This is a genomic window from Synechococcus sp. A15-28 (genome assembly GCF_014280175.1).
GTDB lineage: Bacteria > Cyanobacteriota > Cyanobacteriia > PCC-6307 > Cyanobiaceae > Parasynechococcus.
Window position 1 is genome coordinate 986,864 of record NZ_CP047931.1, and the last position, 11,784, is coordinate 998,647.

At 63.3% G+C, this 11,784-nt stretch carries 14 protein-coding genes; 9 read left to right on the forward strand and 5 right to left on the reverse strand.

All coding sequences use genetic code 11. The annotated features are described in order from the left end of the window. Positions 1 to 22 precede the first annotated feature (22 nt). Genes SynA1528_RS05400 through SynA1528_RS05410 form a run of 3 tightly spaced genes read right to left on the reverse strand, consistent with a single transcriptional unit; the run spans position 23 to position 2,660 of the window. Entirely contained in the window at positions 23 to 1,615 is a 1,593-nt protein-coding gene (locus SynA1528_RS05400) for a YcjF family protein (protein WP_186588300.1), read from the reverse strand. Then, positions 1,615 to 2,094, reverse strand: a complete 480-nt coding sequence (gene lspA / locus SynA1528_RS05405; protein WP_186588033.1) for a signal peptidase II — start codon at positions 2,092 to 2,094, stop codon at positions 1,615 to 1,617. The genes SynA1528_RS05400 and lspA overlap by 1 nt, the downstream gene beginning before the upstream one ends. After that, positions 2,091 to 2,660 (reverse strand): biotin transporter BioY, encoded by a 570-nt coding sequence (locus SynA1528_RS05410; RefSeq protein WP_186588034.1) that lies wholly within the window; start codon positions 2,658 to 2,660, stop codon positions 2,091 to 2,093. The genes lspA and SynA1528_RS05410 overlap by 4 nt, the downstream gene beginning before the upstream one ends. A 56-nt stretch (positions 2,661 to 2,716) precedes the next feature. On the opposite strand from SynA1528_RS05410, the gene SynA1528_RS05415 reads away from it, so the two are divergent. Beyond that, positions 2,717 to 2,938, forward strand: coding sequence for a DUF3148 domain-containing protein (locus tag SynA1528_RS05415; RefSeq protein ID WP_186588035.1), 222 nt, complete (start codon positions 2,717 to 2,719; stop codon positions 2,936 to 2,938). On the opposite strand, the gene SynA1528_RS05420 is transcribed toward SynA1528_RS05415, so the two are convergent. Together SynA1528_RS05420 and SynA1528_RS05425 are read right to left on the reverse strand one after the other, a co-directional pair. Further along, positions 2,908 to 4,176: a M16 family metallopeptidase gene (locus SynA1528_RS05420; protein ID WP_186588301.1), complete on the reverse strand. Its 1,269-nt coding sequence runs from the start codon at positions 4,174 to 4,176 to the stop codon at positions 2,908 to 2,910. The two genes, SynA1528_RS05415 and SynA1528_RS05420, sit on opposite strands and share 31 nt — an antisense overlap. After that, on the reverse strand, positions 4,176 to 5,450 hold the full coding sequence (locus SynA1528_RS05425) for a M16 family metallopeptidase (RefSeq protein ID WP_186588036.1): 1,275 nt from the start codon (positions 5,448 to 5,450) through the stop codon (positions 4,176 to 4,178). The genes SynA1528_RS05420 and SynA1528_RS05425 overlap by 1 nt, the downstream gene beginning before the upstream one ends. 18 nt (positions 5,451 to 5,468) lie before the next feature. Between SynA1528_RS05425 and SynA1528_RS05430 the strand changes: the two genes are divergently transcribed. The 8 genes from SynA1528_RS05430 (at position 5,469) to tsf (ending at position 11,784) form a co-directional block, all read left to right on the forward strand. Continuing rightward, positions 5,469 to 6,212, forward strand: a complete 744-nt coding sequence (locus tag SynA1528_RS05430; protein ID WP_186588037.1) for a phycocyanobilin:ferredoxin oxidoreductase — start codon at positions 5,469 to 5,471, stop codon at positions 6,210 to 6,212. A gap of 41 nt (positions 6,213 to 6,253) precedes the next feature. Continuing rightward, a complete protein-coding gene (locus SynA1528_RS05435) occupies positions 6,254 to 7,120 on the forward strand; it encodes an HlyD family efflux transporter periplasmic adaptor subunit (protein ID WP_286187917.1) in 867 nt (288 codons plus the stop codon). Beyond that, positions 7,117 to 8,286, forward strand: coding sequence for an ABC transporter permease DevC (gene devC / locus SynA1528_RS05440; RefSeq protein ID WP_186588038.1), 1,170 nt, complete (start codon positions 7,117 to 7,119; stop codon positions 8,284 to 8,286). Before SynA1528_RS05435 ends, devC begins: the two co-directional genes overlap by 4 nt. Further along, positions 8,286 to 8,966, forward strand: coding sequence for a DevA family ABC transporter ATP-binding protein (locus SynA1528_RS05445; RefSeq protein ID WP_186588039.1), 681 nt, complete (start codon positions 8,286 to 8,288; stop codon positions 8,964 to 8,966). The genes devC and SynA1528_RS05445 overlap by 1 nt, the downstream gene beginning before the upstream one ends. Before the next feature lie 32 nt (positions 8,967 to 8,998). Further along, positions 8,999 to 9,154: an Asl3888 family RNA-binding protein gene (locus tag SynA1528_RS05450; RefSeq protein ID WP_011127953.1), complete on the forward strand. Its 156-nt coding sequence runs from the start codon at positions 8,999 to 9,001 to the stop codon at positions 9,152 to 9,154. A 92-nt stretch (positions 9,155 to 9,246) separates the two neighbouring features. Next, positions 9,247 to 10,179, forward strand: coding sequence for a glycosyltransferase family 2 protein (locus SynA1528_RS05455; protein WP_186588040.1), 933 nt, complete (start codon positions 9,247 to 9,249; stop codon positions 10,177 to 10,179). A gap of 138 nt (positions 10,180 to 10,317) precedes the next feature. Further along, a complete protein-coding gene (gene rpsB, locus SynA1528_RS05460) occupies positions 10,318 to 11,037 on the forward strand; it encodes a 30S ribosomal protein S2 (RefSeq protein ID WP_186588041.1) in 720 nt (239 codons plus the stop codon). Between the two features lie 87 nt (positions 11,038 to 11,124). Further along, positions 11,125 to 11,784, forward strand: coding sequence for a translation elongation factor Ts (tsf, locus tag SynA1528_RS05465; RefSeq protein ID WP_186588042.1), 660 nt, complete (start codon positions 11,125 to 11,127; stop codon positions 11,782 to 11,784).

The following is an 11,784-nucleotide window of genomic DNA, read 5'->3' on the forward strand; positions in this document are numbered from 1 at the left end:
GCGGTGGTTTATCTCCTGTTGATCACCGTTCTCGACGCTCGGGGTCCGATGCTGCCTCCCCCTCCCGAGGCCCTGGGTGTGGTGGAAGGGTTGCCGCTGCTTTCCGCTTCAGTGGCTCCACCACCTGGCGCATCGCGGTTTCAAGAAATCGCTTGAGGGACGCCTCCCGTCGGTTCAGCTCGAAGGCGTCCTGAACCACCGACTGAATGCCCTCATCCCCCCAGTCCTGGTCCTGCTCGAAATAGCGAATGAAACTGGCACCGGCGATACGGGTAAGCCAAGCGGTCACCACGCCCTGGACGCCCCGGCCGATGAGCAGCGTTGGTAGAGACAAGCTCAGTGCAGGGCTGATCAGACTCAAGGCACCTTTGACGATGCCGAGCCCTGCCAGGGTGCGCCCCACGGACACCGCCAGCTCCCTGGCGCGTTCCTTGGTCATGTCAACGCCGTAAACGGCGGCGATTTCCAGCACCATCTGGCCATTCACCGCCGCTGTGCTCAGCAGGTCCACCCCGGGCAATGGCGTGGCGGCCACGATCCCGGCACCGATCCAGCTGTAGCGATCAACGCATCGCTTCGCCTCGCGTCGTCGCTGGCTGTTGAGCAGGTCCCGTCCCCGTTGGTCCAGCTGTCGGCACTGCAGAAGAATGTTGTCAGCGATCAGTTCCTCACCGTCTGCATGCAGGACGGCGGCCAGCCGCTGCAACAGTTCATTGACATCTGGAGCCGGTTGCAGGGGGCGTCCACCCGGCTGGGGAATCGATTGTGGTGCGGCGCTGCAAGCCACAACATCGGCAGCAGGCACCAGCCCAGTGCATCGGCTGCGCAGCACCTGAAGCAGGCGTTTCTCCTCCTCGGCACCCCGCAGATCCCGTTTGTTCAACACCAACAGCAACCGTTTCCCCAGTCCTGCCAGGGATTGCAGCACCGTCATCTCCGAGCTGCGCAGGTCACCATCCACCACCACCAACAGCAGGTCGGCACGAACCGCCTGTTGGCGCGCTCGGTCTTCACGACTGAGCCCAGCATCCCCCGCTTCAAGAATGCCCGGGGTATCAACCAGGCGCAGACCCCGTTCCAGTCCCTTCAAGCGCAGGCGATAGCTGGGTGTGCTGCGGGTGGATCCCATCGCGGCGGTCACATCACCCACCATGTCCTCCAGCAGGGCGCGGATCAGCGATGTTTTGCCGCTGGATCCTGTGCCGAACACCACCACCACAAGATCGCCGCGGGCCAGGTCCTGTTCCACCCGTTCGCGCTCCTGGCGCAGGCTTTCCCGCACCACACCGTCCTCCAGCCGTTCGAGCAGGCGATCAATGCTGATCAGGCTCCGGTCAGCGGCGTCACGCCGGGTTGTCGGCACCGCCTGAGGGGCTTCGGCGCGCTTGCTGCTGGATCGCTGCCGGATCTGTCTCCACCAGGGCAGTCCCACCTGCACCACCAGGGCTGCGACCAGGGCTAATCCCAGCAACAGCAATGGCGTGATCAGCCAGCCGGGCAGGAAGTAGCTCAGATCCCAGAGAAGGGTTCGAACGGCCTGCAGCAGGCCACCCAGCACGATCAGAGCCGCCAGGGCAGCGGCCAGTCCCAGCAGCAGTCGGTGGCGTTTTGGGATCACGACGGTGCCTTGCTGCCCCGGCTGCTCCAGAGATCAATAAAAAAACAGAGGACAGCCAGGTTGATGGCGACATCCGCTGGATTGAAGATCGGGAAGTTGATGGGCACAAGGGCGAGGAAATCGATCACATGGCCGATGCGCCAGCGATCAATGCCGTTTCCCAGGGTGCCCCCCAGCAGAAAAGCCACGGCCATCCCCTGCCAGAACGGAGCTGCGCGATGCCGCATCACCCAGATCAACAGGCCTGCCGTCACGGCCAGACTCAACACTCCAAGCCACTGGACTGAGCCGCGTAACAAGCTGAAAGCTGCGCCGGTGTTGTGCACGAGCTGGCCGTTGAGCAGGCCAGGAAGCAGTGGAACAATGCGTCCATCGGCCAGCTGGGACGAGGCCAGTAGTTTTGTGCCCTGATCCACGACCACCACCAGGCCAGCGACCCCCAAAAGCGGGGTGCGTCGAAGGGTTGAGCTTGTCATTCCTTGATCACCAGACACCAGCGCAGGATCACAGCCATGAGGGCTGTGGCTGCGCAGAGAGCGAGTTGTGCGGGCAGGGGCCTAACCCCGTAGCTGAGAACAAGCTCCGTCAGGGGCTGATCCCAGCGTCTCAGCAGTGCGCCAACAGCCAGATTCACCAGACCGGACAGCTGCAGTGTCATCAACCCAGCCACGGCGGCGGCGGCTTGGGATGTGAGATCACCCATGCCCTGCTGCTGGGAGAGACGACCCGTCAGCCAGGCCGCGGGGATGAATCCGGCCAAATAGCCGAAGCCAGGTTCCAGCACGTAGGGGAGCCCCCCGCCGCTGTGGAACACCGGCAGATCCAGCAGACCGAGGCTGAGATAGGCCACGGCGGCCATCATCCCGGCACGGGGACCACTGACGAGGGCGCAGAGCAGAAGCGCCGGTACCTGCCAGGTCGCCGGCAGATCCACCAGCTGCAATGGCGCTGATGGAATCAGCAGGGCAGAGGGCAGCAGGCCGCCGATCACGATCAACAGCAATCCGGCCAGGGCTCCACTCCAGGTGGCGAGAGCTTTCACGCCGGTCGATCAACTGAGCGCATCCTGCTTGAGAATGCAGGTCCTGCCCAGATCCCATGTCCGTTTCCGTCGGCGATCGCCTGCGACTGACCGCTGCTCAGACCTATCTCAAAACCGCTGATCCGATGCCGATGCTGCGGCCACCGGATCTGGTGTCGGTGGGTGAAATCGGGGAAGTGATTGCGCTCCATCCTCTCGAAACCGTGGCTGTCCGCTTTCGTCAGGGGGCATTCCTGATCCCCCTCACTCAACTGGAACCCGTAGCGGCTGAGGACTGAAGCTGGTGCCAGCGGCGCTCCAGCCCCTTGAGTGCATCCGCCGGACCGCAAAGACTGAGGTGGGGACGGTGGAGCCAGCGCTGGGCTGCCTCCATCAGCTGCGGAGCCTGCAGCGATTCGATGCGTTCCAGGCAGAGATGGTCGTGGTCATCGCTCAGACCGAGGCTGCGTCGGTGTGCAGCCCGTTCAGCCCGCTGGGCGCTGGTCTGGCGGCCATGGGCGATCTGGCCACGGAATTTGGCCCGCGCCAGGGTCAGGTCGTCCTCGCTGAGGGGCTGGCTGCGCAACTCCTGCCAGCTCTGGTGCAGGAGAGACAAGCTGAGCTCAGCACGTTCGGCGCTGCTGGAGGCATGCAGGACGAACGGCGAAGCTCCAGCTCGCGCCGGGTGATGCGCACCGACGTCGTAGGCCACACCATGGTCCTCCCGCAGTCGTCGGAACAGCAGGCTCGACATGCCTGAGCCCAGATGGCACTGCAGCAGACGCAGGGCCAGGTCATCCGGGTGGCCATGGGGGCAGCAGGGTTGGCCCAGCATCATCACCACCTGCTCGGTGTCGATGGATTGCATGATCAGATCGCCCTCTGCGCCGGGCATCCAGTGCACCGGTGGAGGCGGTGGAGCCTCGTCGGTGTCGTGCCAGCCCTCTCCGGTCCGGTTCAGCAGTGTGTCGTCCAGGCTGGAGGACCAGGTTCCGCTGAGGGCCAGTACGGAACGACCCGATGTCAGCTGTGCGGCCAGGGCCCGAAGAGCGCCCTCATCCAGTTGCTGCAGGTCATCGATCACACCGAGCGGATCATGGCCGTAGCCCGTGTCGCCGTAGACCAGCCGCCGCCATTGATCGATCGCCAGTTGAAAGGGATCCTCCCGTTGGCGTTGCAGGGCCTGCACACTTAAGGATCGCTCCAGTTCCAGTTGTTCCGTTGCCAGATGGGGTGCTGTGACCATCCAGTCGAGCAACGGCATCAACTCCTGGGCGTCTTCGCTGGTGCAGCGAAGGCTGATCAGCAACCCGTCTTCGTTGGCGTCGCTGCGCAGTCCGGCCCCTCTCCCTTCCACCAGATCCGCCAGCTGGCGGTGGTCGTACGGTCCGCAACCGCGGCTGAGGGTGGCCGCCAGCAGCTGATGGGCACCACGCTGGCCGACACCGTCTGTGGCGCTTCCCCAGGGCAGCAGCAGCTTTGCCGCCAACACCCCTGGGGTGGTGATTCGATCAACGATCAACTCCGGGATGGCCATCAGCGTCGCCCCGCCGGAGTTGCGATCAGGCGGCAGGCCCAATCGGGCCGAAGGAGCGGCACCAATTCCGTCGACAGCCGATCTTCACTCCAGGTCTGCAGATGCTGCAGGGGTTGCAGCAGCTCCTGCGGGCGATCCCACAAGGTCTGGCTGGCCGCCTGGGCTGCCACCTGCCCCACCGATTCCAGGGCGTAACGCAAACCGTTGCCGACTAGCTGGCGGCCACGCATCAGTTCCGCGGCTGAAAAGGGGGCCGCCTGCTCAAGTTGCTCATGAACCGTCGCCTCCACCTGCTCAAGGTCCTCGGGTTCACAGCTGATCTCCAGGGTCATCAGGCAGCCCTGTTCCAGAACACTAAGGTCCATGTCCACGCTTTCGGCGATCCGCAGCTCCTCCCGGAGCCTGGCCACAAGACGACTGCGTCGCCCCTCCCCCAGCAGTGATGTGGCGAGATCAGCGCCCATCACCCAGGCCTGGTCGTGGGCGGGAGGACCGCTCCAGAGCATCAGCAATCGCGCTGATTCCAGGCGCGGAAGTTCGATGCTGTGGCGACCCGGCAGGAGCTTGAGTCCTGTTGGCTCAGCCGTCGGGTGCGCGTCTGACGGCAAATCCGCCAGGGCAGAGCTCTCGATCGTGGCTTTCAGCTCCCTGGCCTTCGGCCCGCTGATGGCGATGCAGCAATTCTGACCTCGGTAGCGGCGTCGATGGAACCGGCGCATCGCTTCGGGGTCCATGGCCAGAAGACTGGAGCGTTCCCCGAGGATGGGTCGTCCATAGGGGTGGTCCGGGCAGCCCTGCTTCAGAAGCTGTTGCAGGACCAGCTCATCCGGTTGATCGGCGTACTGGGCGATCTCCTCGAGTACCACCTCCCGCTCCAGGCGAAAGGGCTCGTGCTCCAGGGCTGGGTGCAGCACCAAATCCAGCAGCAGTTCCAGGGCCTGCTGGCTCTGAGTGGGTGGAATCAGCACATGGAAATGCACGTCGTCAAAGCCTGTGGCGGCATTGCTGCTGCCGCCGAGGGCCTCAATGGCGCGATCAAAGGCACCGGCCTCCAGCCGATCGCTTCCCTTGAACACCATGTGTTCCAGGAAGTGGGCCATCCCTTCCTCTCCAGCAACCTCCGTGAAGCTTCCGGCTCGACACCAGAGATCCAGGCAGGTGAGAGGAGCTTCGGGCATCTCCGCTGCCACGCAGCGAACTCCATTGGGGAGGGTCCAGTGGTCCAGCACCGGACCAGGCAACGAGGTGGTCAGAACTGCGTGGCAAAGTTCCATTCTGTTCCCCCCGGCTTGATGCAGTCCCCGCCGTCCGAGTCTTCATCGACGGTTCCCCCCCTGATTCCCTCCCTGGCCGAGACGATTCGGGGCGCCTGGGTCGGCCTGCCGGATCTCAAACCGCTCGAGACCGAGACCGACTTCACGAGCATCGAGGGGCAACTGGAGGGGGATGACCTGCTCATCCGCAACGAGCTGCTCTGCTGCCGCGGAATTCGCAAGATCCATCTGGAGCTGGCCCGACTTGGTCGCGGGCTGCAGATCCTCCACTGCGTGTGGTTCCCGGACCCTCGCTTTGATCTGCCGATCTTCGGCGCCGACATCGTGGCCGGTCCGGCAGGGGTCTCCGCTGCGATCGTGGATCTCTCGCCGGTGTCCACAGCGCTGCCGTTGGGCATTGAGACAGCCCTGGCGGGTCGTCCATGCCCGCCCTTTCGCCAGGTGCGAGATCTGCCTGGGTGGGGCACGATTTTCTCCCCTCATGTCTGTTTCATCCGACCGGATGGTCCCGAGGAGGAGGCGCTGTTCCGGTCTCGGGTTGAGGACGTGCTGGCGATTCTGCGAGCGGCTGTGCTCCAGGCAGCCTGCGAACCGACGACAGCGGCTTCTACGATCCGCCGTTATGAGGGACAACTGAACTATTGCCTCCAGCAGAAGCGCAACGACAAGACACGCCGGGTGCTGGAGAGAGCCTTCGACGCCTCCTGGGCCGACCGCTACATCGAAGAGTTGCTGTTCGACGACCCCACGCCCCTGGCCTGAACCGCCGCTGGCATCGCTCCCGGTGGATCGGCCTTTGCGGGTTGGTTTTTGTTCTGATCGGCTGTGGTGGTGCTCAGGACACGGATCCGCCAGGGGACGCCTCAGCGTCCGCCTCAAGCACGACGGTCGTCCGTCCGGAAGCCGTTGCCGCTCTGGGGCAACTCGAGCCCGCCGGAGATGTGCGTCGGTTGGCGGCGCCCACGGCGGGGGTCGCTGGTACTCCCAGGATCGAGCAGCTGCTGGTGGACGAAGGGTCTGTGATTCGTCAGGGCCAGGTGCTGGCTCGCTTCGACACCAAAGCCGGTCTGGAGGCTGAACTGGCTGAAGTCGACGCTGATCTGGCGAGTCTCGACAACGAGATTGCTCTTCAGAAGCTGGAGGTGTCGCGGTTCTCCCGCGGTGCTGAATGGGGAGCTGTTGCCCTGGTACAACGCGAATCCAGCCGGGAGGATCTGGTTCGTCTCGAGGGTGAACAGGCACAGGCCCTGGCGCGGCGTCAGGGATTGCTGGTGGACCTGGAGGAGAGTGAACTCATCTCTCCCCTGGATGGTCTTGTCCTGGAGATTCATGCTCGAGAGGGTGAACGGCCCAGCAGTGATGGGGTGATGGATGTCGGAGCCAGCCAGCGGATGCAGGCACGGATCGAGGTCTATGAATCCGACATCGCCCAGATCCGCCTGGATCAGCCGGTGCAGTTGACCAGTGAGAACGGAGGTTTCGATGGGCAGCTCAGCGGTCGCGTCCTCCAGATCAGTCCCCGGGTGCAACAGCGCGATGTGCTGTCCACCGATCCCACCGGTGATGCCGATGCCCGTGTGGTGGAGGTGCTGGTGGCTCTCGATGACGCCGATGTCCGCCGGGTGATCCGTCTGGCCGGGCTGAAGGTTATCGCCCGGTTCCAGCCATGAAGACGTTCTGGCAGGGACGTCGGATTCCCCTGTCCTGGCTGTTGTTGTCCCGCCAGCCTGTTCGCCTTCTGGTGGCTCTGGCAGGAATCAGCTTCGCCGGGATCCTGATGTTCATGCAGCTGGGGTTTCGCGATGGTCTCTTTGACGCCAGCGTCACCGTGCACCGCCTGTTCGACGCCGATCTGGTGCTGATCAGTCCGCGCTCCGCCAGTTCCATTCGGATGGCGGGCTTTCCCAGGCGCAGGCTGGTCCAGACCCTGGCCGACCCAGCGGTTGAGGGGGTGAGCCCGGTGCACTGGGGCCTGATGCTGTGGCGCAATCCGGAAACACGCCTGAACCGAGCGATCCTGGCGCTTGGCTTCAATCCGGATGATCCCTTCTTTGTCGATCCCAGCCTGTCGGAAAAGACCGAAGTCCTCAAGCAGAAGGGCAGGATCCTGTTTGATCAGCTGTCCCGTCCGGAATTCGGACCCATTGCCGACTGGTACCGGGAGGGTCGCACCGTCGAAACCGAGATTGCCGGCAATCGCATCCGGGTGGAAGGTCTGGTGAGTCTCGGCACCAGCTTCGGGGCCGACGGGAACCTGCTCACCAGCACGGAGACCTTTCTGGACCTCTCGCCACAGAAGTCGCGCGGGGCCATCGAAGTCGGTCTGATCCGTCTGCGTCCGGGGGCGGATCCTCAGGACGTTGTGCAGAGGCTGCAGTTGAGGCTCCCTGACGACGTCAAAGTCCTCACCAAGCAGGGTTTCATTGACTTCGAAAAGAACTACTGGAAGAGCGGCACGTCGATCGGCTTCATCTTCACCCTCGGGGCCGCCATGGGGTTCGTGGTGGGTTGCGTGATCGTCTACCAGGTTCTCTACACAGACGTCAGTGACCATCTCCCGGAATACGCCACCTTGATGGCCATGGGCTATCGCCTCAGCCACCTGCTTGGTGTTGTGATGCGCGAGGGGTTCTACTTGGCCGTGATGGGGTACATCCCGGCCTATCTCGCCGGTGAGGGGCTGTACTGGTTTGTCCGCGACGCCACTCGCCTTCCGGTGGGTATGGATGCATCAAGGGCCCTCACCGTCGGCGGAATGATCCTGGTGATGTGCATGCTGTCCTCGCTGCTGGCGATGCGTCGGCTGGTGGATGCAGATCCCGCGGAGATCTTCTGATGGCCTCCGTTGAGCTTCAAAACCTCAGCCATGCCTTCGGTCGTGGTGAGATGCGGCGGCAGGTGCTGCAGGAGATCAGTCTCACGATTGACCCCGGTGAGGTGGTGCTGCTGACGGGACCCTCCGGGTGCGGCAAGACCACACTGCTGACCCTGATCGGAGCCTTGCGCACGGTGCAGTCCGGTGAAGTCACCGTGCTCGGCCATCGTCTCGATGGGGCCGGCCGGCGCCAGCGGCAGCAGGTGCGCCGTGGCATCGGCATGATCTTTCAGGGCCACAACCTGTTGCGCTGCCTCACCGCTGAACAGAACGTTCAGATGGGGGCTGATCTTCTGCCAGGACTCGGCTATCGCGCTCGACGGGATGAGGCTCGGCACTGGCTGCGCTCCGTCGGCCTGGAGGATCAGATGGGCAAACTGCCCCATGACCTGTCCGGTGGTCAGAAGCAGCGGGTGGCCATCGCCCGCGCCCTTGCCGCCCATCCACGGCTCCTGTTGGCGGACGAGCCGACGGCTGCCCTTGATGGGGCCACCGGGCGCGAGGTGGTGGAACTGTTGCGGCGACTGGCGCGGGATCAGTCCTGTGCTGTGCTGATGGTGACCCACGATCCACGCATTCTGGATGTGGCGGACCGGTTGCTGCGCATGGAGGACGGATGCCTGCTTCCGGCAGAGCAGTAATGTGTTGGGGATTGCCACGTTGTTGACACCGGATGGCCAAGCGCAGAAATCTCAAGAAGGAAAAGCAGGAGCGCAACCGCGCTTACGCGCGCAAGTTCAAGAAGCGCAAGCTGCGCACGGATGGCCGCGGCGAGGGTGCTGGTAACGGCGTCACCGGTACTGCAAACAACGGTGGCGCAGCCGACTGATTTCAGACCATCACACGATTGATCTGGGGGGCCTCAAGCCCCTCTTTTTATTGCTTTTAGGCTGAATCATTCCCACCACTCCGGTTGCTGCGATGTTCGTCAGCGTCGTTATCCCGACCTACAACCGCCGGCCGATTCTTGAGAAGTGCCTGCTGGCCTTGGAGCAGCAGCAAGCTTGTCCATTGATCGACCGCTACGAGGTGGTGGTGGTGGACGACGGATCCACCGACGGCACCCCCGATTGGCTTCGTCAGAACGCGACGCGCTTCCCCCATGTGCGGCTGATTGAGCAATCCCATGGCGGTCCAGCTGAGGGGCGAAACCGCGGCGTGGATCACGCCCAAGGTGATGTGATCGTCTTCATCGACAGTGATCTGGTGGTCACGGACAGCTTTCTGTCCTGTCACGCCGGCAGCCTTGTCAGCAGCTGGGCTGAGCGCGGCGACCGCCTCTGCTTCACCTACGGGGCCGTGGTCAACACAGCCAACTTCGAGCAGCCCACGGCTGAACGGCACAAGCTGCGGGATCTGTCCTGGGCCTATTTCGCGACGGGCAACGTCGCCATCGACAAGGAGGTGTTGCAGCGTGCCGGCTTGTTCGACACCGGATTCCGGCTCTATGGCTGGGAGGACCTTGAACTGGGCGAGCGGTTACGCCGCATGGGAGTGAAGCTGATCAAATGTCCTGCTGCGGTCGGATACCACTGGCATCCGGCCCTCACCCTTGACCAGATTCCGCGATTGATCCAGGTGGAAGGGGAACGGGCCCGCATGGGACTGGTGTTCTTCCGCAAACATCCGACGCGCCGGGTGCGGTTCATCATTCAGTTCACCTGGTTGCATCGACTGTTGTGGGAGCTGCTCACCCTGGGCGGTCTGATCAACGAGCGCAGCCTGCGGCCCCTGTTGCGCTGGCTGATTCGTCGTGGTTACCCCGGTACGGCCATGGAGCTTCTGCGTCTTCCTCTCAACCGCATCGGTGTCCGTGCCCTGTTTCAGGAAGCTCGCCTGGCGGGCTTGCGCTGATCGACCTTTTGATACCGTCTAAGGGTCCTTTCACACCGCACACCTGCCCGTTTCGGGTGCATGTGACACCGCCAAGAGCCCTCGGGCCGAGCTGTGTTCATCCCTGGCAGGTGGAGGCGAACCCGAAACCCTCAAACCATGGCTGTTGTCACCCTCGCCGAGATGATGGAGGCGGGTGCCCACTTTGGGCACCAAACCCGTCGTTGGAACCCCAAAATGTCGCGCTACATCTACTGCGCGCGTAATGGTGTCCACATCATCGACCTCGTGCAGACCGCCGTCTGCATGAACAACGCCTACAAGTGGACGCGCTCTGCTGCCCGGAGCGGCAAGCGCTTCCTTTTTGTCGGCACCAAGAAGCAGGCCTCTGAAGTGATTGCCCTCGAGGCTGCCCGCTGCGGGGCTGCCTATGTGAACCAGCGCTGGCTGGGCGGCATGCTCACCAACTGGACCACGATGAAAGCCCGGATCGATCGACTCAAGGATCTGGAGCGGATGGAGTCCAGCGGTGCCATCGCGATGCGCCCCAAAAAGGAGGGTGCTGTGTTGCGGCGCGAGCTGGAACGCCTCCAGAAATATCTGGGTGGCCTGAAAACCATGCGTCGCCTTCCTGACGTCGTGGTGCTGGTGGATCAGCGCCGTGAGTCCAACGCCGTCCTCGAGGCCCGCAAGCTGGATATTCCTTTGGTTTCCATGCTGGATACCAACTGCGATCCGGATCTCTGTGAGGTGCCCATTCCCTGCAATGACGACGCCGTGCGTTCGGTGCAGCTGGTGTTGGGGCGTCTCGCTGATGCCATCAACGAAGGCCGTCACGGCAATAACGAACAGCGCGGCGGCGACGACGCCGAAGGCTGAGGTTCCCTGAACCGCTAAGTTCACGCCGCCGTCCCGCGTTTGTGGGTCGGCGGTGCTTCATGTTCCCTTCCCCGACTTCTACGAACGATGGCAGCCGTATCCGCCAAGCTTGTCAAAGACCTGCGCGACAAGACCGGCGCGGGAATGATGGATTGCAAGAAGGCCCTGGCGGCCACCGATGGTGACCCCAACAAGGCGGTCGAGTGGTTGCGTCAGAAGGGCATCGCCAGCGCTGAGAAGAAGTCCGGGCGCACGGCTGCCGAAGGCGCCATCGGCAGCTACATCCACACCGGTGCACGGGTTGGTGTGTTGATCGAAATCAACTGCGAGACCGACTTCGTGGCCCGCGGCGACATGTTCCAGGAGCTGTTGCGGGATGTTTCGATGCAGGTGGCGGCTTGCCCCAACGTCGAATACGTCACCACCGACGACATCCCCAACGAGATCCGGGAGCGGGAGAAAGCCATCGAAATGGGTCGCGACGATCTGGACGGCAAGCCGGAGCAGATGAAGGAAAAGATCGTTGAAGGCCGCATCGGCAAGCGTCTGAAGGAGCTTGCTCTGATGGAGCAGCCCTTCATCAAGGACAGCTCGATCACGGTGGCTGAGCTGGTGAAGCAGACCGCCGGCAAGATCGGCGAAAACGTCAAGGTCCGTCGCTTTACGCGCTACACCCTTGGGGAGGGTATTGAGGTCGAGGAGTCCGATTTCGCCGCTGAAGTCGCCTCCATGCAGGCTGCTTCCTGA